The sequence below is a fragment of the Amycolatopsis sp. NPDC058278 genome (assembly GCF_042881395.1).
GTDB lineage: Bacteria > Actinomycetota > Actinomycetes > Mycobacteriales > Pseudonocardiaceae > Amycolatopsis.
In genome coordinates this window covers 32,195-52,141 of sequence record NZ_JBHVXZ010000052.1, presented here as the reverse complement: position 1 = coordinate 52,141, position 19,947 = coordinate 32,195, and the positions used below count along the sequence as shown (strand labels likewise).

Sequence of the window (19,947 nt, the reverse complement as noted above, 5' to 3'; positions counted from 1 at the left end):
TGGCGGTAGTGATTGCTCGACGGCACAACCCGGCTCGAACACACGGGGTGAGCAACGATCGTGACAAAAACGTTCCAACTGCGCGAGGTGGCCGGTAGCGTCCTGGTCCATGCGGGTGACGTGGGGGAAGAATGGACGACGCACAGTGACCAAGCCGTGGCGGGCGGCCCCGAAGGCCGCCCTCTCCAGCCCGCTGACGCTGGTCGTGGCGGCCGTGACCTCGCTGCTGGCGTGTTTCCTCGGCACGGCCGCGGTGCTGCAGGCATCGGCGGCCGGGGGTGCCGCGGTCAAGTACCAGACGGACATCACCTGCCCGGACAGCTACGGCCCGATGTTCGGCAAGGGCAACATGCCGGTCAAGGACATCCCGGCGGTGACCGGCGCGATCCAGCGGCACGCGGCCGCCCACGGGTTCGGCGCGCCCGTCGTCGGCCAGTTCACGAACGTGCTGCGAGGTACCGAGTTCAACGGCGACCCGCACTACAAGATCCGCCTCGGCTACCGCGACCAGGCCGGCCTGGACAACGTGACGCTTCAGCAGGGCACGCGCGCGCCGGGGCTGTGGCTGGGCAACGTGGTGGCCGACGCCGAGCACATCGGCGTCGGCACGAAGCCGAGCCTGCAGGGCGTGCCGCTGCCGCCGGTCACCGGCATCTACCGTGATCTGCTCGACCCGCCGCCGCGGTGGTGGTGCTCCCAGCAGTCCGGGGCCGTGATCGACCGGCTGGTCGACGACCCGATCGACTCCGTCGTCTTCGCCACCGACCGCAAGACCTTCGACGACACGATCAAGGCGATCGGCCTGCCGACGATGCAGTACTTCCACGTCTCCTTCTACGAACCGGCGCCGACGACGCTGAGCTCGGCGGAAGACCTGCTGCAGCGCTCGCAGGACCTGGTCGCCGACGTCCGCGCCGACCTGACCGCCCAGGGACTCGGCTCGCTGATCGCCGCCGACGTCCCGACGTTCCAGCGTTCGGTGCAGATCTCCCGCCAGGCGCGGGACAACGTGTTCGTCTCGATCCTGCCGCTGGCGCTGATCAGCGTCCTGGTCGGCTGCGCCGGCCTCGGCACCGTCGCCCTGCAGTGGTACCAGCGGCGGCACGCGCAGCTGCGGCTGCTCTCCGCGCGCGGCAGCGGCCCGGCGGCGCTCGGCGGGCTCGCCGTCGCCGAGCTCGGCCTGCCGATCCTGCTCGGCGGGGCGGCCGGCGCGGTCGCGGCGCGGCTGCTGCTCGGCGTGTACGGCCCGCCCGGCACCCCCGATCCGGCGGCCGAGCTGCGGGCCGCCGGGGTCGCGGCCGTGACGCTCGCGGTGTCGCTGGTGCTGCTGGCGCTGGTCGTCGCGGTGCGGGTGCACCGGGAGTTCGAGCTCGGCCGGATCCGCCGCGGCAGTGCCAAGCAAGTGCGGCTGCTGGCGTACTTCCCGTGGGAGCTGGCGACGGCGGGCATGGCGTGGCTGGGCTGGACCCGCCTGGCGCACTACGGCACGACGTCACGGCTGGGCAACCCGCTGCCGCAGGTGGATCCGCTGGCCCTGACCTACCCGGTGTTCGTGGTGCTGACGGTGGGCCTGCTGACCGCGCGGCTGGCGTGGCTGGCGCTGCACGCCTCGCACCGGGCCCGGTTCTGGTCGCACCCGGCGCTGCAGCTGGCGATCCGGCGGCTGGCCGGCGCCCGCGCCCCGGTGACCGGGGTGCTCGTCATCGGCACCCTCGCCATCGGGACGCTGGCCACCGGGATCGGCATCGCCGACGGCCAGGAGGAAGCCCTCGAAACCAAATCGGCGATCTTCGTCGGCAGCAACGCGCGGCTGGACACCGACAGCCCGATCGGCATGGGCGAGGTCCCGATGCCCTGGGCGCTGGCGGGGAACAGCACGGTGGTCGGCGAGCTGACCGGAACCGGCAGCGTGGTGCTGGTGGTCGACCCGGCGACGTTCACCCGCGGCGCCGCGGTGGACCGTGTTCCCGGCGACGACGTGGCCGGGCTGCTCGAAAAGATCTCGCGGCCGGACCGGCGCGGCACGCCGGTGATCCGGGTCGGGCACACGGCCAAGCAGGACGCCCGGATGCCCGACGACCTGCCCGACGCGGTCGTCGCCGGCGACCTGCCGGTGTTCCCGATGATCGGCACCTCCCCCGGTTACGTCGTCTCGCGCACGGTGCTCAGCCACGCGCAGCTGGACGGCATTCCGAAGTGGAGCGTGCTGACCAACGCATCGATGGCGGAGGCGACCACCGCGCTGCGCGCGGCGGGGGTTTTCATCCCGAACCGGATCAGCCGCGAGTCCGCTTTGGACGGTCTGCCGTTCTTCGTGGTGTCGTGGACGTTCTCCTTCGTGGCCCTGCTGGGCGCGGTGCTCGGGGTGGTGGCGATCCTGGCGCTGCTCGTGGCGGTCGAAGTCCGGCGGCGGCAGAACGCCCTGGCCGGGGCGCTGGTGCTGCGGATGGGCATGCGGCCGCGGACCCTGCTGGCCAGCCACCTGATGGAGCTGGGGGCGCTGAGCGGGCTGGCGATCGTCGTGGGCGTGGCCTGCGGGGTGTCGGTGGCGGGACTGTCGGTGCCGCGGTTCGACCCGGCGACCTTCCTCGCGCCGCGTTCGGAGCTGCCGGATCCGCTGCCGTTCGTGCTGACCGTCGTCGTGATCGGCGTGGCGGTGGTCGCGCTGGCCGGCTGGATCGCGGTGCGCTCGGTGCGCACCGCCCGGACCGCGGAGCTGATCCGTGCCTGAGAAACCGATCTTCTCCCTGCGCGGCATCGGCGTCGACTACCCGACGCCCGCCGGGGTCGTCACCGGTGTCGACGACGTCAGTCTCGACGTGCCCGCGCGCGGGATGACCGTGCTCGCCGGCCCGTCGGGGTCGGGGAAGTCGACGCTGCTGCGGGTGCTGGGGCTGTTCGAGCAGCCCGCGCGCGGCACGCTGACGTTCCAGGGCGCCGACGTCCGCAAGCTCAAGCACCGCGAGCGGCGGGCGTTGCGGCGCCACCACCTGGGGCTGGTGTTCCAGAACCCGGCCGACAACCTGCTGGGCTACCTGACCGTGGCCGAGAACCTGCACGCCGCGGCCGAGGCCGCGGGGACCGAGTGCACGGCGGAGGACATCCTCGGGCAGCTGGGCCTGCACGGCACCGGCGGCTGGAAGATCTCGGCGCTGTCGGGCGGCCAGCAGCAGCGGCTGGCGTTCGGGTGCGTGCTCGCCGCGCGCTCGACGGTGATCCTGGCCGACGAGCCGACGTCACAGCTCGACGAGGCGTCGGCCGACCTGGTGCTGGACACCCTGCAGTACCTGGTGGACCAGGATTTCGCGGTCCTGGTCGCCTCGCACGACGAACGCCTGATCGACCTCGGCGCGCGGGTGGCCCGGCTGCACAAGGGCGCGCTCGAAGGCATCGAAGAACGGGAGCTGTCGGCATGACACTCGTGGAAGCGGTCGGGCTGCGCCGCAGTTTCAGCCACCCCAGCGGCGACATCGAGGTGCTGCGCGGGCTGGAACTGCGCGTCGGCGCGGGTGAGCTCGTGACGGTGTCGGGCCGGTCGGGGTCGGGCAAGAGCGCGCTGCTGGCGCTGCTGTGCGGGTTCGACTCCCCCGACTCCGGTTGCGTGCTGCTCGACGGCGTCCCGATCAACGGCGCGCCGCCCTGGCACACCTGCGCGGTGCTGCCGCAGGCGCTCGGGCTGGCCAACGAGCTGACCATCGCCGAGAACGTCGCCCTGCCGCTGCGGCTGCGCTCGGACGTCCCCCGCCCGGCGCCCTCGGCGATCGCCGAGCGGGTCACCGGCCTGCTGGACGAGCTGGGCATCGGCGAGCTCGGCGACCGCTACCCCCTGGAGGTGTCGTTCGGGCAGCAGCAGCGGGTGGCGCTGGCCCGGGCGGTCGCCGGCCGGCCGCGGGTCCTGCTCACCGACGAGCCGACCGCGCACCTGGACGCCGGCTCGACGCCCCGGGTGCTGCGGCTGCTGCGCCGGTGTGCCCACGAGGGCGCCGCCGTGATCGTCGCGACGCACGACGAAGAGGTCCACCGCATCGCCGACCGCCGCGTCCGCCTGCTCGACGGAGTGCTCACCGCCCTGCTGGACTGACCGGATTCGCGGAGTCCGGCACACCGGCGTAATCGGGCAGGTCGACGCCGTTGATCGCACGCTCGATCACCGGCGTGAGCGCCTCCATGTCGAGCTCGGCGTCCGGGCCGGCGTCGCGGCTCTGGACGTGCAGCCGGCCGATCTCCTGGTTGGCCTCGACGTAGGAGCGCATCCGCGTCTCGTAGCCGGCGAACCCGGCTTCGGGGTCCCACCCGGCGGCGGCCAGTTCGCCGGCCAGCAGGTAGGCGCCGACCAGCGCCAGCCCGGTGCCTCCGCCGGACATCGGCGACGAGCAGAAGGCCGCGTCGCCGATCAGCCCCACGCGGCCGTGCGACCAGCGGTCCATGACCACCTGAGCGACCTGGTCGAGGTAGAAGTCCGGGGTGTCGTCCAGGTGCGCGAGGATGCGCGGGGTCAGCCAGCCCAGGCCGGCCATCCGCTCGCGCAGCAGGTTCTTCTGGGCCTCGATGTCGCGGTGGTCGACTTCGAAGTCGGCGGAGGGGAAGGAGAGCATGGCCATCGCCCGGGTGTCGTCCTTGAGGGGCCGCAGGCCGGCGGACCGGCCCTGGTCCTGGTGGTCGAGCATCCAGCGGCCGATCCCGAACTCGTTGGGCACGCTGTAGAAGGCCAGCACCAGCCCGAGGTGGCGGACGAACCGCTCGCGCGGCCCGAAGACCATCGCGCGCAGCGCCGAGTGCAGCCCGTCGGCCCCGACCACGATGTCGAAGCGCCGCCGGTCGCCGCCCGCGAAGGTGACGTCGACCCCGTCCGCGTCCTGGGTCAGCTCGGCGATGCGGTCGCCGAAGAGGTATTCGACACCATCGTGGGTGTCGTCGTAGAGCACCTGGGACAGGTCTCCGCGCAGGATCTCGATGTCGGCGATGAACCCGTCGCCGCCGTCGTCCTCCGCGCTGAAGGTCTCCAGCACGTTCCCGTCGGCGTCCACCGTGTACGCCCCGGCCGTCTCGGTGCGGGCCGCGCGCACCGCGGCGTCCAGCCCCATCCGCTTGATGACTTCCTTGGCCACCCCGCGCGCATCGACCGCCTGGCCGCCGGGGCGCAGCCCGGGTGCCCGCTCGACCACGGTGACCTCGGCGCCCCGCCGGCGCAGCCAATGCGCCAGCGCGGGCCCCGCGACGCTCGCCCCGGCCACCAACACCCTGTTCCCGCTCATCGCGGTCCCCCCAAACGTCCGTTCCGCTGCCGGTCGGGAGTCTAGCGGCGGAGGCCGCGCCAACCGATCAGGAATCGAGAAGCGGTGGTCAGCGGGCCGGGCATAGCGTCAGTGATGTCCCGCAAGCGATATCCGCAAGCGACATACCGCAGACCACGACTTCAGGAGCACCGAAGATGAGCACCCAGGGGATCAAGACCGTCCTGCACCCCGTCACCGACCTGGCCGCCGCCAAGGCCGTCTACACCGCGCTGCTCGGCATCGAGCCGCAGGCCGACGCGCCCTACTACGTCGGCTACGACGCCGAAGGCCAGCACATCGGCCTGGTGCCGAACGGTGCGCAGCAGGGTATGACCGGGCCGGTGACCTACTGGCACGTCGGGGACATCGAGGCGAAGCTCGCCGAGGTGACCGCGGCGGGCGGGACCGTCAAGGACGAGCCGAAGGACGTCGGCAACGGGCGCCTGGTGGCGACCTTCACCGACGCCGACGGCAACGTCCTCGGCCTGCTGCAGGACCCCGCCCAGTCCTGATGGAACAGTCCTAACCGGACTGATCGAGCGCGGTGGCCCGGCTGACCTCCTCCCAGGCGGCCAGGTCCGCCGCGAGGGCCTGGTGGTGGGCGCGGATCGCTTCGACGGCGTCCGCGCCCAGCGCGAGCCGCAGCGGCGCGTCGTCGCTGCCCACCGCGCGGACGATCGCCGCGGCCGCCTTGGCCGGGTCCCCGGGCTGGGTGCCGTCCATGTTCTCGACCGCTTCGCGCGTTCCGCCGGTCGACACCGCGTAGGCCTCGATCGTGCGGGAGCGGTGCATGCGGCCGCCGCCGAACTCGGTGCGGAACGCGCCCGGCTCGACGATCAGCACCCGCACCCCGAACGGCGCCACCTCCGCGGCCAGCGCCTCGGAGAGGCCTTCCAGGGCGAACTTCGCCGCGCAGTAGGCGCCGAAGCCGGGCGGGGACAGCTGCCCGCCCATCGAGCTGATCTGCACGACCGTGCCGCTGCCCTGCGCGCGCAGGTGCGGCAGCACCGCCTTGGTGACCGCGACCGCGCCGAAGAACATCACGTCCATCAGCGCGCGCAGCTCGTCCATGGTGAGTTCTTCGACCGCGCCGACCGAACCGCTGCCGGCGTTGTTGACCACGACGTCGATCCGGCCGAACGCCTCGAGCGCGGCCTGCACCGCCGTGTCGATCTGCCCGGCGTCGGTGACGTCCAGTGCCGCGGTCCGGAGCCGGTCGCCGCCGCGTTCCCGCAGTTCGGCCAGGGTTTCCGGCCGGCGGGCGGTGGCCAGCACGCGGTCGCCCGCGGCGAGGGCGGCCAGCGCGATCTCCTGGCCGAAGCCGGCGGAGCAGCCGGTGATCAGCCAGACGCGGCCGTCGGTGTTCGTCATCTTCGTGTCCTCCCAGTGCTTTCCTCCCTTCCATCCTGGGGATGATCACGGCCGCGGCGCCAACACCGATGTCCTGCCGCGGCTACAGTCGGAGCCTGTGACCCCGAGTTGCGGCAGCTCCGCTACTTCGTCGCCGTGGCCGAGGCGACCAGCTTCACCCGCGCCGCCGCCGGGCTGCACCTCGCGCAGCAGTCGCTGTCCCAGCAGATCACCGTGCTGGAACGGGCCCTCGGCGTGCGGCTGTTCGACCGCGACACGCGCGGGGCGCGGCTGACCGCTGTCGGGCGGTTGTTCCTGCCCGAGGCCCGCGCGGTGCTGGCCCGAGCGGAGGAAGCCGTCGCGACGCTCGGCCGGGCGGTGCGCGGGGAGATCGGCGACGTCCGGCTCGTCTTCCTCGCCACGACGGCGAACTACCTGCTGCCGCCGGTGGTCCGCGCGGTGCGGGAGCGGTTTCCCGGGCTGGCGGTGACAACGGCGGAGGCGTCGATCGCCGAGCTGGTCGAGGGCCTGCGCGAGGGCCGGTTCGACCTGGCGTTCACCCGGCCGCCACTGGTCGGCGACCTGGCCTCCAGGACGCTGCTGACCGAAGAGGTGTGCGCGGTGCTGCCCACCGGGCACCCGCTGGCCGGGCGTGCGTCGCTGAAGCTGGCCGACCTGGCGGACGAACCGTGGGTGCTCACCCCGCGCGGCAGCTGGGAGCCGTGGCACCGCGGCTACGACGACGACTTCGCCGCGGCCGGCTTCGCCCCGCGGGTGGTGCAGCGGGCCGCCACCGTGCAGGGCCTGCTCGGGCTGGTCGCGGCCGGAGTCGGCGTCACCCGGCTCGCCCGCTCCTCGCACAGCCTGCGCCGCACCGGCGTGGCGTTCGTGCCGCTGGACGGCGACGTCGCCCGCACGGAACTGGTGTGGGTGCCGGGCAACGACAACCCGGCGGTGCGGGCGATCGCCGACGTCGCGGCCGAGCTGGCGGCGGCCACGGACCTGACCCAGGCGGGCTGACCGTCAGAACGTCTTGGCGGTGTCGCGGGCGGCTTCTCCGGCGACGCGCCCGAGTTCTTCGGCGTCGCCGGTGAGGGTGGGGTGGAAACGGATCTCGGTCACGTCGTCGATGCCGGTCCAGTTCAGCCAGCCGGTGAAGAACGGTGCCTGGAAGTCCGCGCCGAACTCCGGGCCGAGCCCGGGTGCCCACACCGCGCTGGTGTAGATGACCGCGGCGCGCTTGCCACGGCCTTCGAGCAGGTGCCGGTAGCCGGTGGCGGGGTCGACGCCGAAGATCCAGCCGGGCTGGGACACGACGTCGACGAACTGCTTGAGCACGTAGGGCACGCCGGAGTTCCACATCGGCACGCTGAACAGGATCCGGTCGGCGGCGTCGAAGCGGGCGAACGCCGCCTGCGCCGCCGCCCAGGCCTCGGCTTCCTCGCCCTGCGGGGTGCCGCCGCCGAAGACGGTCATCTTGGCGCGGGCCGCGGCCGGGCCGAACGCGGGCAGCGAGCCGTCCCAGAGGTCCCATTCGTCGATGTCGGCGTCCGGGTGGAGGCTGCGGTAGGTGTCCAGGAAAGTAGCTGCCAGACGCAGCGACTGGGACGCTTCGCCTCGTGGGGACGCGGAAATGTGCAGCAGATCGGGCATGTCGATGCTCCTCGGAGGGGTGCCGGCTTCCGCCGGGCGAAGAATCGGACTAGAGTCCGCTTATGTCCTCGAACCATAGCGGACCGCAGTCCGCTTCGTCAACGCCCGCCGGGCTGCCCGTCCTCGGGGCACCCGTCCGCGAACGGGCGGACGCCGCCCGCAACCGGATCCGCGTCCTGGAAGCCGCCGAGAAACTCTTCGCCGAACGCGGCGTCGACGCGGTCACCATGGACGACGTCGCGGGCGCCGCCGGCGTCGGCAAGGGCACGCTCTACCGCCGCTTCGGCGACAAGAGCGGCCTCGCCATGGCCCTGCTCGACCAGCGCGAACGCGAACTGCAGGAGCAGATCCTCACCGGCCCGCCACCCCTGGGCCCCGGCGCGGAACCCGCCGACCGCCTCGGCGCGTTCATCGAGGCCTACCTCGAACTCCTGGACCGGCAACTGGACCTCGTCCTGCTCTCCGAGACCGCCGCGACCGGCGCCCGGTTCCGCACCGGTGCGCACACCCTGTGGCGGCAGCACTGCCGGCACCTGCTCGAAGCCGGCGGCGCCGACGGTCCCGAGATCGCCGCGGACGTCCTGCTCGCGGCCCTGTCCGCCGAGCAGGTCCGACACTGGCGGCGGGACCGGGAGATCAGCCCGGCGGCGCTGGCGCGGTCGCTCGTCCGGCTGGTCCGGACGTGGCTGCCGTGACGCACGGTGTCCGCGGCCGGAGCCGATCACCCGGTCCGTAGAATCGGCGGCGATGCGACGTCTTCGGTGGTACTGGGGAGCCCTCGTCCTCGCGTGCGTGGCCTTGCTGGCCGGGTTCTTCGTCTTCTTCGGCTCCGAAAGCAAACCCGGGCAGCCGCAGCCGCGGCAGGGCCCGCCGGGCACCGGCCCGCTCACCGTGGTCGCGATGGGTGACAGCACCGTCTCCGGCGAAGGCGCCGGCCAGTACACCGCCGCCACCAACGGCCAGGGCGGCAACTGGTGCCACCGCTCCCCCAACGCCTTCGTCGGGAAGATCGCCGCCCCCGGCATCACCGCGCACGTCAACCTCGGCTGCTCCGGCGCACCCGCCGAGCAGGTCGCGCTCGGCGACGTCAAGCAGTGGACCGAGGGTTCGCAGGCGCAGCAGCTGGCCGCACTGGTGAAGGACCACCGGGTCGCCGCGGTGGTGATCGCGGTCGGCGCGAACGACGAGCCGAAGTTCTCCAACCAGGTCAACGACTGCTTCAAGGCGTGGTTCGACGCCGGCGGCCCGCCGTGCAGCACGGCGCTGAAGCAGACCTGGCAGTCCAAAGTGGACGCGATGGTGCCGAAGGTCGCGAAGGCGGTCTCGGACGTGAAGGCGGTGCTCGCCCGGGCGGGGTACGTTCCGGCGGACTACCAGCTGATCCTGCAGTCCTACGCGGCCCCGATCGGCCCGGACCTCCCGGAGAACCTGCGCACCCTCGACGGCTGCCCGTTCCGCACCGAAGACCTGCGCTGGATCGCCCAGACCGGCATCGGCGTGCTGTCCTCCGGCCTGAAGGCGGCCGCCCAGCAGACCGGGGCCCGCTTCCTGGACCTGGCCAAGGCGGGCGTCAAGCACGAAGCCTGCAGCGGCGGCGCGAACCCGGCGACGGAGTGGTTCACCCGGCTGACGCTGCAGCTGGCCGACCTCGCCCAGGCCGAACGCGCCGGGCACGCGCTGCAGGAGTCGTTCCACCCCAACACCGCCGGCCACACGGCGATCGCCGACTGCCTGACGGAGTTCATGGCGGCCAAGGACGGCAACGCCGCCTGCCTGGCCGGCGCGGACGGCAAGCTCCACGCGGTCCCGGAGGTCGTGGCCCGCTGACCCAGGAGGACCGGTCTCAGAGGTCGAGGGCGGCCCGCAACGCGATGTCGATGCGTTCCTGGACGTCCTGGTCGATCTCGGCGATCCGCTCGTCGAACCACGGGCGGTAGAGCCGGGTGAGGTTGAGCGTCGACACCCAGTAGCGGGCGTCGACCGCCACGCCGAGGATGTCCATCGGGTCGCGGTCGAGCAGTTCGGTGCCGAGCAGCCACGGGCGCTCGGACTCGTTCACCCCGTCCGAGGACAGCAGCACCACCGTGCGCTGCCGGGCCGGGTCGGTCGGGGGGTGGTACGTCCAGACTTCACCCCTGCGCACGCAGATCCTTTTCCGCCGCGCTGCGTTCGGCCTCGTCCGATTCCGCGACGGCCGGTTCCGGCCTCTGCGGGGTGTAACCCGTGCGCACCGCCTCGCGCCTGGCCGCCTTCGAGAGCCAGGACGAGACCGAGATTCCGTGGGCTTTCGCGGCTCGTTCGGCGAATTCCAGCGCGCCGCTGTCCAGCGAAAGAGTGACCTTACGTGTTGCCATACCTTTTACCGTACCAGCGTCCCGGCCGCCGGGCGGAGCGCCGGGGTCAGAACGTCGGCGAACGTCCCTCGAACGGCGTAGAGAGCACCACCGTCGTCCGGGTCGACACCTTCGCGGCCTCCCGGATCCGGCGCAGCAGGTCCTCCAGGGCCAGCGGCGACTGGACGCGCACCAGCAGGATGTAGGACTCGTCGCCGGCCACGGAGTAGCACGACTCGATCTCCTTGATGTGCTGGATCCGCTGCGGGTAGTCGTCCGGCGCACCCGGGTCGTTCGGCGTCAGCGAGATCAGCGCCGTCAGCGGCAGGCCGATCTGTTCGCCGTCGAGCCGCGCGGTGTAGCCGAGGATGACCCCGCGCTGCTCGAGGCGGCGCACCCGCTGGTGCACCGCCGACACCGACAGCCCGACCCGCTCGGCGAGGTCGGTGAAGCTGCGCCGTCCGTCGGCCGCGAGCTCCTGGACGATCGCCTGGTCCAGCGGCTCCAGGCCGCCGACCGTCATGCGTCCAGCACGACGAGCTCGTGCGGCTGGTTGTTCACGGACTCGGCCCCGTCTCCGGTGACGATCACGATGTCCTCGATCCGGGCGCCCCACCGGCCCGGCTGGTAGATGCCCGGCTCGACGCTGAAGGCCATGCCCGGCTCCAGCGGCAGCGCGTTCCCGGCGATGATGTACGGCTCCTCGTGCACGTCCAGGCCGATGCCGTGCCCGGTGCGGTGGATGAAGTACTCGCCGAAGCCCGCCTCGGCGATGACGTCCCGCGCGGCGGCATCGACCTGCTCGGCGGTGACGCCCGGCTCGACCGCGGCGACCGCGGCGGCCTGGGCCCGCTGCAGCACCGCGTAGGTCTCGGCCACGTCGGCGTCCCGCGGCTCGCCGACGGCGTAGGTGCGGGTGGAGTCGGAGTTGTAGCCGGCCGGCAGCGGGCCGCCGATGTCGACGACCACGACGTCACCCTTCTCGATGACGCGGTCGGAGACGTCGTGGTGCGGGCTGGCGCCGTTCGGGCCGGAACCGACGATCACGAAGTCCGCCTGGACGTGGCCCTCCTCGACGATGGCCGCGGCGATGTCGGCGCCGACCTCGGCCTCGGTGCGGCCTGGCCGCAGCCACTCGTGGACGCGGGCGTGCACCCGGTCGATCGCCGCGCCGGCTTCGCGCAGCGACGCGATCTCGGCGGCGTCCTTGCGCATCCGCAGTTCCCGTACGACCGGGCCGGCCAGGGTCTGCTCGGCCTCCCCGAGCGCGGCCCGCAGCGCGAGGACGTGCAGGGCCGGGGTGAAGTCGCTGACGGCGACCCGGCCGGGCTTGCCGAGCCGATCGGCGACGAGCTTGTACGGGTCGTCGCCGTCGACCCAGGTCAGCAGCTCCACGCCGAGGTCATCGGTGGGGACGTCGGCGTACCCGGGCGCCTCCAGCTTCGGCACGACCAGCGCGGGCGTGCCGTCGGCGGGGACGACGAGGGTGGTGAGCCGCTCGAACGAGCCCCCGGCCTGCCCGAGCAGGTACCGCAGGTCGGAGCCGGGGGCGATCAGCAGGGCATCGGTGCCCGCGGCGGCCGCGGCAGCGCGGGCACGGTCCAGCCGCGCCCGCAGGGCGGCGGCATCGGGAGCGGGCGTGTGGAGGGAACGGCGCGACATGAAGCCGAGCCTAGTGGGGCACCGCGACCGGCGGACGCGCCCGGGCCCACGACATGCCGGGCCGGGTGACGCAGCCGGCAAGCCCGCCCCGGCACCGCCGCGGCCCGCGGCGCGAGCCCCACCGGCGCCTGCCGAGGCGGGTGGCGGCCGGGGTGAGCGCCTCATCGAAACGGCGCCCGGCTTCGCACGGCGTCTCCACTGCGCGAATCAGCGCGGCGCCGACCCCAGCGCCCGCGCGGCCACGCCCGGCTTTCCCGTTGCGCCGGATCCCAACAGCGCCGTCCGGCCGCGCCGATCCGTACAGCGGCCCGCCCCCGCGGCCCCCACCCCGGGCGCCTTCCACCTCCCGGGCCGAGTCGCGTGGCTTGCCCCTGACCCGGGCCGGGGCATGGCAGGCTGTGCGGGTGACCGGACCCCTTGCCCTGCTCGACTCCGCGAGCCTGTACTTCCGCTCCTTCTTCGCCCTGCCCGACTCGATGCGCGCCGCCGACGGGACGCAGGTCAACGCCGTGCGCGGGTTCGCCGACACGATCGCGCGGATCCTCACCGACCGGCGGCCCACGCGGCTGGTCTGCTGCCTCGACGCCGACTGGCGGCCGAAGTTCCGCACCGACCTGCTGCCCAGCTACAAGGCGCACCGGGTGGCCGAAGAGACCGGCAGCGGCCCGGACGTCGAAGAGGTGCCCGACACCCTCACCCCGCAGGTGCCGATCATCCTCGACCTGCTCGAAGCGTTCGGGTTCGCCACCGCCGAAGCCGCCGGCTACGAGGCCGACGACGTCATCGGCGCGCTGGCGACCCGCGAAAAGTCCGACCCGGTCGAGGTGATCACCGGTGACCGGGACCTCTTCCAGCTCGTGCGCAGCGAACCCTCGCCCGCGTCGGTCGTCTACGTCGGCAAGGGCTGGGCCAAGGCCGAAGTCCTCGGGCCGGCCGAGATCGCCGAGCGCTACAGCCTGCCCCGCGAGACCGCCGGGCCGGCGTACGCGGACATGTCCGCCCTGCGCGGCGACCCCTCCGACGGCCTGCCCGGCGTCGCGGGCATCGGCGAGAAAACCGCCGCGAAGCTGATCACGCAGTTCGGGTCGCTCGAAGCCCTGCTGGCCGCGGCCGGCGCCGGGGACGCCGCGGTTCCGCTCAAGACGCGGCTGCGGCTGAAGGATGCGGCGGACTACCTCGCCGTCGCCCCGACCGTGGTCCGGGTGGCGGTCGACGCGCCGGTGGAGCAGTCACGCCCCGACCTCGTGCCCGCGACACCGGCCGACCCCGCCCGGGTCGCCGAGCTGGCCGAACGGTGGAACCTCGGCCAGTCGGTCGAACGGCTGATCAAGGCCCTTCCCGGCACCTAGAAGGACGTGCCGCACCACGGCGCGGCCGTCGTGGTGAACAGCTCGTCGGCCCGCACGAGCGCCGCCGCGTCGCGGACGTCGATGCGGCCCGCGTCCGCCAGCGTCGTCGCGGCCCACTGCCCGAGGTAGAGCATGCCGAGCGTGTCGACGTCGAGGGCCAGGTCCGCGGCGGCGCCGGTGCGCCGGGCGCCGTCCGGGCCGATCTCGTAGTGCCCGGAGTTGGCCGGCAGCAGGCGGTCGGTCACCGCGAGCACCACCGGTCCGGCCGCGCGGTAGGTCCGGGCGGCGAGCGCGGCCGCGACGTCGACCGGACGCAGCCACAGGTCGTCCTCGACGGCGGCCGTGGCCGCGTGCCGGTGATCGGTCAGCATCAGGGCCAGCGGCTCGTCGACCGGGCGGTGGCGGGCGTGCACCTCGGAGACCAGGTCCACCGACAGCAGGAACCGCCAGAGCGCGGCCCGCGCGGCCGGGCCGGCGGCGTGCAGGTCGTGGACGTCCAGCACCGCACCGCGGTCGGGTGCATCGAACGACCGGCGGTTGATCGTGGCGTACACGACGAAGCCGTCGTCCCCATCCGGTCCACTGTGGACCGCGACCAGGTGGCCGTCCCCGCTCACGTGCCGGTCGTGCGAGATCGGCCACCACCGCTCCGGCCGCCCGATCATGCCCGGCCGGTGCAGCCCGATCCGCCGGTACAGCCCGGGAATCTCCTTCACCGCCTCCTCGGGCGTCAGCAGCCGGACCGCACCCCCGGTGACGACGCGCTCGTGGAGCCGGGCCGCCGGCCGCGTCAGCCGCAAGGTCTTGCCGAGGGCGGCCGAGCCGTAGCCGAACCGCCCGTAGATGGTGGGTTCGCTGGCGTGCAGGACCGCCAGCGGCAGCCCGCGCGCCACGAAATCGGCCAGCTGGGCGGCCATCATCGCGCTCAGCACGCCCCGGCGGGTCCGGTCGGCGCGGACGCCGACGCCCTCCACCGCGGCGACCGGCAGCGTCCGCCCACCCGGAACGGCGATCTCGGTGTCGTAGGAGCTCACGATCCCGATCGGGCTCCCGCCGTCGAACGCACCGAACTTGTGCGCGGCGGGCCAGGACTCCCCGACCCGGGCCCAGAGGTCGTCGGGGACGGGCCGGCTGTGCAACGCGCGGCGCAGCAGGTCGAACGTGCCGCGCCGCTCCTCTTCGGTGATCTGGCGGACGTCGAAGGCGGTCATCCACCCGATCTTGCCGCGGCACATCCGCCCCGGCACGCGGTTTTCCGCGGCGGCTCAGAAGTGGCTGCCGCTCCAGGCCGCCAGCCGGGTGCCGAAGAGCAGGTCCGCGGCCTCGGGAGCGGCCGGGTCACGCACCTCGATCCGGCCGGCCGCCGCCAGCGCCGAAGGCCGCCAGGTACCGAGGTAGACCATGGCCAGGGTGGTGACGTCCAGGCGGAGCCCGGCCGGCCGCTCCGTGCGCTCGGCACCGTCCGGGCCGACGAGGTAGCTGCCGCTGTTACCGGGCAGCAGCGGGTCGTCGACCTCGACGACCACCGCGTCGGCGTGCCCGTAGGTCCGGCCGGCCAACGCGGCCGGGACGTCGACGAGCCGGATCCAGTGCTCGTCACCGATCCGGTCGACGTTCCCGCTCCGGTGATCGGCGAGCAGCAGCTCGATCGGATCGTCCAGCGGCCGCGAATCGGCGACGACCCGATCGACCAGGTCGACGCCGAGCAGGAACCGCCACAGCGCCGCGAACGCGGTCGCGGAGCCGGCGAACAGGTCCGCCACCTCCAGGGTCTTGGTCCACGGGTGGGCGAGCGGGCCCTCGACGTAGTAGGTCGCGAAGCCGTCCGGCCCCCCTGGCCCGTGGTGCACGACCGCCTTCACCGGCGAAGCGTGCCGCCGCAGCTGCGTCTCGTAGAGCCGCCACAGCACCTCCGGCCGGGACATCATCCCCGGGCGGCGCTCGAGACCGTCGTAGACGCCGGGGCAGACCTCCAGCGCCCGGCCGAGGTCCAGCAGTTCCAGCTCCCCGCCCACCGGAGCGTCCGGCCGCAGCCGCGCCCGGTGCCGGTCGACGCTGTAGGTGCGGTACCGCGTGGCCAAGCCGTAGCCGAACCGGCTGTAGATCCCGGCCTCGGACGCCAGCAGGTTCGCGAACACCACCCCGCGCGCGGCGAACTCCGCCAGCTGCGTCGTCATCAGCGCCCGCAGCACCCCCCGGCGGGTGCGATCGGCGCGCACCCCCACGGAGGTGACACCCACCATCGGCAACCGCGCCCCACCGGGCACCGTCAGCTCCGCGTCGAAGAACCGCGCCGTCCCGATGAGCTCCGGATCGAACGCCCCGATCGCACCCCCGGGCTGGTAGTACCGCGCCGCGTACACCCATTCGGCATCGTCGGACGGCGGGAAGTGCACGGTCTCCCGGAACAGGTTGCTCGCCGCCCGGTGCTCCCCGGTGCCCAGCGTCCGGATCTCGAAGTCGCTCATGCCCGGATCATCTCCGGAAACGACGAAGCCCGGCCACCGGAACCTCCGGCGGCCGGACCTCGGGGTCGCCGGCGGTCGCTACTTGGCGACGGGCGGGGAAACCTCGTAGTTGCCGCCGTCGCCCTTCACGGTGATCGGCACCTGCTGCTGCTTCCCGGCGATCGTGGCGGTGCAGGCGAACTTCGCCCCGTCCTCCACCTTCTGCTCGGCGGGGCAGGTGACACCGGTGACGCCGTCGATCTTGTACGTCTCGGTCAGCAGCTTCTGCACGTCGGTCTGCATCTGCGTGTTGTTGAAGACCTGCGTCTTCAGGAACCCGGGCGCGACGAACCCCAGGACCAGGAACACCGCGACGGCCACGATCGCCGCGACCACGCCGATCAGCAGGCCCTTCTTCGACTTCGCCGGCTTCTCCCCCTCCGGGGCGGCCGTGCCGGGGAACTGCTGCTGGCCGTAGTCGTACTGGCCGCCCGGCTGCTGCCCGTACTGCGGCTGCGCCTGCGGCCCGCTCTGCGGGTACGCCCCACCGGGCTGCTGCCCGTACTGCGGCTGGGCCTGCGGCCCGCTCTGCGGGTACCCACCTCCGGGCTGCTGCCCGTAGGGCGGCGGCTGCTGGCCCCACTGCGGCTGCTGCGGCGGGGTGTACCCGCCCGGCTGCTGCCCGTACTGGGGCGGTTGCTGGGGCTGCTGCGGCTGGCCCCATGGCTGCTGCTGGTTCGGATCGTAAGAAGGCTGCTGCGACTGCCCCCACTGCGGCTGCTCCTGCGAACCGCTCGGCGGGTACGCGCCGCCCGGCTGCTGCCCGTACTGGGGCTGCTGTGGGTCGTTGCCGCCATACGGCGTGCTCATCGTCTGCCTCCGCCTGCTTCGCTCATCTCGCTGTCCACCCCGAAACACCGGCAAGCCGCGCACACACGGTGTCGCACGCGATCCAACCACAGGTCGGAGCCGAGCACACGTGTCCACGCTCACCGCCCGCGCAGCCACCGAACAGGGCTAACACCGAGTTCACGCCGCGCCCGCGGCCACGACTCCGCGGCGCAGGACCTTCACCGCCTCCGCCGCCGCCGCACCCACCGGATCCGCCTTGCCGAGCACGTCCCGGATCTGGTCGAGCAGGTCGATCACCTGACGCGACCAGCGCACGAAATCACCGGCCGACAGCTCCTGGCCGTTGGCCTCGGCCGCGGTGAGGACCTTCTCCAAGGATTCACCACGAGCCCACCGATAAACCGGCCACGCGAACCCCGCGTCGGGCTCCCGGGTCCGATCGAGCCGGTGCCGCCGCTCGTCCTCGGTCAGCTCCACCCACAGCCGCGCCGTCTCCTGCCACGCCTCGGGCACCGCCCCACCCGGCAGCCGCGGCTCACCGGCGGTGTCCCGGCGCGCCTCGAACACGAGCGTCGACACGACCGCGGCCAGTTCGGCGGGGTTCAGCTTCCGCCACACGCCGTGCCGGATGCACTCGGCGGCCAGCAGGTCCGACTCGCTGTAGAGCCGCGTCAGCCGCCGGCCGTGCTCGGTGACGCGATCCTCGCCATCCCCGGCCGACTCCGGCCCCAGTCCATCCATGCCCCCGCCACCACCCTCAACGGAGGCGCTCTGCGCCGCTGCCAGATAGCCGCGCTCGCCCAGCAGCGCCAGAATCCGGTCGAACGCCCGCGCCAGCGAGTGCGTCGTCGCCGCGACCTTCCGCTCCAGCTGCTGCGTCTCCGCGGTGAGTCGCTGGTACCGCTCGACCCAGCGCAGGTTCGCCTCGCGCTCGGCCAGCCCGTGACACGGGTGCGCCCGCAGCGCCCGCCGCAACGCGGCCAGCTCCCCGTCCTCGTTCGCCCCCGACCGCCGCGCCTGCCGGCCCGGCAGCGAAATCCCGGCGTTGCGCAGCGCCGAAGCGATGTCCCGGCGCGTCCGCGGCGACCGCAGCTCGATGTGCTTGGGCAGCTTGATCCGCCCCAGCGCCTCCACCGGCGCCGGAAAGTCCGCCACCGACAACGGCCCCGACCACCGGTCCTCGGTCACCACCACCGGACGCGGCTCCCGGATCGGGTCCAGCCCCGGATCGACCACGACCGCCAGCCCCGCCCGCCGCCCGGCCGGCACCGCGATGACGTCACCCTTGCGCAGCTTCTCCAGCGACTCCGCGGTCCCGGCCCGCCGCACGGCCGTGTTCTGCCGCGACAACGCCTTCTCCCGCGCCGAAATCTTCGCCCGCAGCTCGACGTACTCCAGGACCTCGTCGAAATCGCCGGTCACCGCGGCCGTGTAGCCCTTCAGCGCTTCCTTGTTCCGCTCGATCCGGCGCGCGGTGCCCACCACCGACCGGTCGGCCTGGAACTGCGCGAACGACTGCTCCAGCAGCTCACGCGCCTCGGTCGCGCCGACCTGCGCCACCAGGTTGACCGCCATGTTGTAGCCCGGCCGGAACGACGACCGCAGCGGATAGGTCCGCGTCGACGCCAGCCCGGCCACCTGCTTCGGATCCACCCCCGGCTGCCACGCGACGACCGCGTGCCCCTCCACGTCGATGCCCCGCCGCCCGGCCCGGCCGGTGAGCTGCGTGTACTCCCCCGGCGTCAGGTCGACGTGCGCCTCGCCGTTGTACTTCACCAGCCGCTCGAGCACGACCGTCCGGGCGGGCATGTTGATCCCCAGTGCCAAGGTCTCCGTGGCGAACACGACCTTCACCAGCCCGCGGACGAACAGCTCCTCGACGGTCTCCTTGAACGCCGGCAGCAACCCGGCGTGGTGCCCGGCGATCCCGCGCTCCAGCGCCTCCCGCCACTCCCAGTACCCCAGCACACCCAGGTCACCTTCGGGCAGATCCGCGGTGCGCTCCTCGATGACCCGCCGGATCTCCTCGACCTCACCCGGCCCGTTCAGCCGCAACCCCGACCGGACGCACTGCGCCACCGCGGCGTCGCAGCCGGCGCGGGAGAAGATGAACACGATCGCCGGCAGCAGCCCGGCCCGGTCCAGCTGCTCGACGACGTCGACCCGCGACGGCGGCCGGAACCGCGGCATCCGCGGCGGCGCACCCCGCCGGCCCCGCGGCCCGCGGAACCCCGCCGGCGCGTACTGGCGGCCGATCTCCTCCGTCCGGCGCAGCAGCGTCGGGTTGATCCGCAGCTCGGCACCCGGCGCGTGCACGTCGTCCCCGGCGAACAGGTCCAGCAGCCGGTTCCCCACCAGCATGTGCTGCCAGAGCGGGACCGGCCGGTGCTCGTCCACGACGACCGTCGTGTCGCCCCGGACCTCCACCAGCCACTCGCCGAACTCCTCGGCGTTGCTGACCGTCGCCGACAGCCCCACCACGCGGACGTGCTCGGGCAGGTGCAGGATGACCTCTTCCCACACCGCGCCCCGGAACCGGTCGGCGAGGTAGTGGACCTCGTCCATCACGACGTAACCGAGGTCGATGATCGTGGACGAGCCCGCGTAGAGCATGTTGCGCAGCACCTCGGTGGTCATCACGACCACCTGCGCGTTGCCGTTGATCGAGGTGTCCCCGGTCAGCAGGCCGACGGCGCCGGAGCCGTACCGGGCCACGAGGTCGGCGTACTTCTGGTTCGACAACGCCTTGATCGGCGTCGTGTAGAAGCACTTGCGGCCCTCGGCGAGCGCCAGGTGCACGGCGAACTCGCCGACCACGGTCTTGCCCGCCCCGGTGGGCGCGCAGACCAGCACGCCGTGGCCGTCTTCGAGGGCCTCGCACCCGCGGATCTGGAACCGGTCGAACTCGAAGGACGCTTCCGCGGCGAAGCGCGTCAGCTGGGGGTACTTCCCGCGGCGCGCGGAGGCCGAATAGGCCTCGGCCGGGGACGGAGAAGGGCTACTGGCCACCTCGTCAGCGTTTCAC

19 protein-coding genes are annotated in these 19,947 nt (G+C 73.1%); 8 read left to right on the top strand and 11 right to left on the bottom strand.

Annotated elements, in window-relative coordinates; all coding sequences use genetic code 11:
* Positions 1 to 145 precede the first annotated feature (145 nt).
* From ACFVYA_RS26125 to ACFVYA_RS26115, 3 genes are read left to right on the top strand one after another with little or no spacing between them, the layout of a single operon-like run.
* A complete protein-coding gene (locus tag ACFVYA_RS26125) occupies positions 146 to 2,731 on the top strand; it encodes an FtsX-like permease family protein (RefSeq protein ID WP_387048622.1) in 2,586 nt (861 codons plus the stop codon).
* Positions 2,724 to 3,416, top strand: coding sequence for an ABC transporter ATP-binding protein (locus ACFVYA_RS26120; protein WP_387048621.1), 693 nt, complete (start codon positions 2,724 to 2,726; stop codon positions 3,414 to 3,416). Before ACFVYA_RS26125 ends, ACFVYA_RS26120 begins: the two co-directional genes overlap by 8 nt.
* Complete coding sequence (locus tag ACFVYA_RS26115) at positions 3,413 to 4,081, top strand: ABC transporter ATP-binding protein (RefSeq protein ID WP_285992023.1); 669 nt, start codon at positions 3,413 to 3,415, stop codon at positions 4,079 to 4,081. Before ACFVYA_RS26120 ends, ACFVYA_RS26115 begins: the two co-directional genes overlap by 4 nt.
* On the opposite strand, the gene ACFVYA_RS26110 is transcribed toward ACFVYA_RS26115, so the two are convergent.
* Entirely contained in the window at positions 4,062 to 5,255 is a 1,194-nt protein-coding gene (locus ACFVYA_RS26110) for an FAD-dependent monooxygenase (protein WP_387048619.1), read from the bottom strand. The genes ACFVYA_RS26115 and ACFVYA_RS26110 overlap by 20 nt on opposite strands.
* Positions 5,256 to 5,431: 176 nt before the next feature.
* On the opposite strand from ACFVYA_RS26110, the gene ACFVYA_RS26105 reads away from it, so the two are divergent.
* Positions 5,432 to 5,788 carry a VOC family protein gene (locus tag ACFVYA_RS26105; protein ID WP_387048618.1) on the top strand — a complete coding sequence of 119 codons (357 nt, stop codon included), beginning with the start codon at positions 5,432 to 5,434 and terminating at the stop codon, positions 5,786 to 5,788.
* Positions 5,789 to 5,798: 10 nt separating this feature from the next.
* Here ACFVYA_RS26105 and ACFVYA_RS26100 read toward each other — a convergent pair whose 3' ends face one another.
* Positions 5,799 to 6,647 (bottom strand): oxidoreductase, encoded by an 849-nt coding sequence (locus ACFVYA_RS26100; RefSeq protein WP_387048616.1) that lies wholly within the window; start codon positions 6,645 to 6,647, stop codon positions 5,799 to 5,801.
* 108 nt (positions 6,648 to 6,755) lie between these two features.
* Between ACFVYA_RS26100 and ACFVYA_RS26095 the strand changes: the two genes are divergently transcribed.
* Positions 6,756 to 7,646, top strand: coding sequence for a LysR family transcriptional regulator (locus ACFVYA_RS26095; protein ID WP_387048614.1), 891 nt, complete (start codon positions 6,756 to 6,758; stop codon positions 7,644 to 7,646).
* Between the two features lie 3 nt (positions 7,647 to 7,649).
* Here the strand turns inward: ACFVYA_RS26095 and ACFVYA_RS26090 are convergent, their stop codons facing one another.
* Positions 7,650 to 8,279 carry an FMN-dependent NADH-azoreductase gene (locus ACFVYA_RS26090; RefSeq protein ID WP_387048612.1) on the bottom strand — a complete coding sequence of 210 codons (630 nt, stop codon included), beginning with the start codon at positions 8,277 to 8,279 and terminating at the stop codon, positions 7,650 to 7,652.
* Positions 8,280 to 8,341: 62 nt separating this feature from the next.
* Here ACFVYA_RS26090 and ACFVYA_RS26085 point away from each other — a divergent pair, with 62 nt between their 5' ends.
* Entirely contained in the window at positions 8,342 to 8,974 is a 633-nt protein-coding gene (locus tag ACFVYA_RS26085; protein ID WP_387048610.1) for a TetR/AcrR family transcriptional regulator, read from the top strand.
* 52 nt (positions 8,975 to 9,026) lie between these two features.
* A complete protein-coding gene (locus ACFVYA_RS26080) occupies positions 9,027 to 10,106 on the top strand; it encodes a GDSL-type esterase/lipase family protein (protein ID WP_387048608.1) in 1,080 nt (359 codons plus the stop codon).
* 16 nt (positions 10,107 to 10,122) lie between these two features.
* Here the strand turns inward: ACFVYA_RS26080 and ACFVYA_RS26075 are convergent, their stop codons facing one another.
* From ACFVYA_RS26075 to ACFVYA_RS26060, 4 genes are read right to left on the bottom strand one after another with little or no spacing between them, the layout of a single operon-like run.
* Entirely contained in the window at positions 10,123 to 10,422 is a 300-nt protein-coding gene (locus tag ACFVYA_RS26075) for a hypothetical protein (protein WP_013226701.1), read from the bottom strand.
* On the bottom strand, positions 10,409 to 10,633 hold the full coding sequence (locus ACFVYA_RS26070) for a hypothetical protein (protein WP_086852548.1): 225 nt from the start codon (positions 10,631 to 10,633) through the stop codon (positions 10,409 to 10,411). Before ACFVYA_RS26070 ends, ACFVYA_RS26075 begins: the two co-directional genes overlap by 14 nt.
* Positions 10,634 to 10,679: 46 nt before the next feature.
* Positions 10,680 to 11,135: an Lrp/AsnC family transcriptional regulator gene (locus ACFVYA_RS26065; RefSeq protein WP_285992032.1), complete on the bottom strand. Its 456-nt coding sequence runs from the start codon at positions 11,133 to 11,135 to the stop codon at positions 10,680 to 10,682.
* Positions 11,132 to 12,274, bottom strand: coding sequence for a M24 family metallopeptidase (locus ACFVYA_RS26060; RefSeq protein ID WP_387048605.1), 1,143 nt, complete (start codon positions 12,272 to 12,274; stop codon positions 11,132 to 11,134). The genes ACFVYA_RS26065 and ACFVYA_RS26060 overlap by 4 nt, the downstream gene beginning before the upstream one ends.
* A gap of 404 nt (positions 12,275 to 12,678) precedes the next feature.
* Here ACFVYA_RS26060 and ACFVYA_RS26055 point away from each other — a divergent pair, with 404 nt between their 5' ends.
* Positions 12,679 to 13,623: a 5'-3' exonuclease H3TH domain-containing protein gene (locus ACFVYA_RS26055; RefSeq protein ID WP_387048604.1), complete on the top strand. Its 945-nt coding sequence runs from the start codon at positions 12,679 to 12,681 to the stop codon at positions 13,621 to 13,623.
* On the opposite strand, the gene ACFVYA_RS26050 is transcribed toward ACFVYA_RS26055, so the two are convergent.
* From ACFVYA_RS26050 to ACFVYA_RS26035, 4 genes are all read right to left on the bottom strand, one after another.
* Positions 13,620 to 14,834, bottom strand: coding sequence for a GNAT family N-acetyltransferase (locus ACFVYA_RS26050; RefSeq protein WP_387048602.1), 1,215 nt, complete (start codon positions 14,832 to 14,834; stop codon positions 13,620 to 13,622). The genes ACFVYA_RS26055 and ACFVYA_RS26050 overlap by 4 nt on opposite strands.
* Positions 14,835 to 14,888: 54 nt before the next feature.
* The gene (locus tag ACFVYA_RS26045; RefSeq protein WP_387048601.1) at positions 14,889 to 16,091 is read right to left on the bottom strand and encodes a GNAT family N-acetyltransferase; all 1,203 of its coding nucleotides are present in this window, start codon (positions 16,089 to 16,091) and stop codon (positions 14,889 to 14,891) included.
* Between the two features lie 78 nt (positions 16,092 to 16,169).
* The gene (locus ACFVYA_RS26040) at positions 16,170 to 16,940 is read right to left on the bottom strand and encodes a DUF4333 domain-containing protein (protein ID WP_387048599.1); all 771 of its coding nucleotides are present in this window, start codon (positions 16,938 to 16,940) and stop codon (positions 16,170 to 16,172) included.
* Between the two features lie 159 nt (positions 16,941 to 17,099).
* Positions 17,100 to 19,931: a DEAD/DEAH box helicase gene (locus ACFVYA_RS26035; RefSeq protein WP_387048597.1), complete on the bottom strand. Its 2,832-nt coding sequence runs from the start codon at positions 19,929 to 19,931 to the stop codon at positions 17,100 to 17,102.
* Positions 19,932 to 19,947 lie beyond the last annotated feature (16 nt).

Coding starts and splice junctions, on each gene's coding strand:
- ACFVYA_RS26115 (WP_285992023.1), top strand. CDS start 3,413: ATGACACTCGTGGAAGCGGTCGGGCTGCGCCGCAGTTTCAGCCACCCC.
- ACFVYA_RS26110 (WP_387048619.1), bottom strand. CDS start 5,255: ATGAGCGGGAACAGGGTGTTGGTGGCCGGGGCGAGCGTCGCGGGGCCC.
- ACFVYA_RS26105 (WP_387048618.1), top strand. CDS start 5,432: ATGAGCACCCAGGGGATCAAGACCGTCCTGCACCCCGTCACCGACCTG.
- ACFVYA_RS26100 (WP_387048616.1), bottom strand. CDS start 6,647: ATGACGAACACCGACGGCCGCGTCTGGCTGATCACCGGCTGCTCCGCC.
- ACFVYA_RS26090 (WP_387048612.1), bottom strand. CDS start 8,279: ATGCCCGATCTGCTGCACATTTCCGCGTCCCCACGAGGCGAAGCGTCC.
- ACFVYA_RS26085 (WP_387048610.1), top strand. CDS start 8,342: ATGTCCTCGAACCATAGCGGACCGCAGTCCGCTTCGTCAACGCCCGCC.
- ACFVYA_RS26080 (WP_387048608.1), top strand. CDS start 9,027: ATGCGACGTCTTCGGTGGTACTGGGGAGCCCTCGTCCTCGCGTGCGTG.
- ACFVYA_RS26070 (WP_086852548.1), bottom strand. CDS start 10,633: ATGGCAACACGTAAGGTCACTCTTTCGCTGGACAGCGGCGCGCTGGAA.
- ACFVYA_RS26065 (WP_285992032.1), bottom strand. CDS start 11,135: ATGACGGTCGGCGGCCTGGAGCCGCTGGACCAGGCGATCGTCCAGGAG.
- ACFVYA_RS26060 (WP_387048605.1), bottom strand. CDS start 12,274: ATGTCGCGCCGTTCCCTCCACACGCCCGCTCCCGATGCCGCCGCCCTG.
- ACFVYA_RS26050 (WP_387048602.1), bottom strand. CDS start 14,834: ATGACCGCCTTCGACGTCCGCCAGATCACCGAAGAGGAGCGGCGCGGC.
- ACFVYA_RS26045 (WP_387048601.1), bottom strand. CDS start 16,091: ATGAGCGACTTCGAGATCCGGACGCTGGGCACCGGGGAGCACCGGGCG.
- ACFVYA_RS26040 (WP_387048599.1), bottom strand. CDS start 16,940: ATGAGCACGCCGTATGGCGGCAACGACCCACAGCAGCCCCAGTACGGG.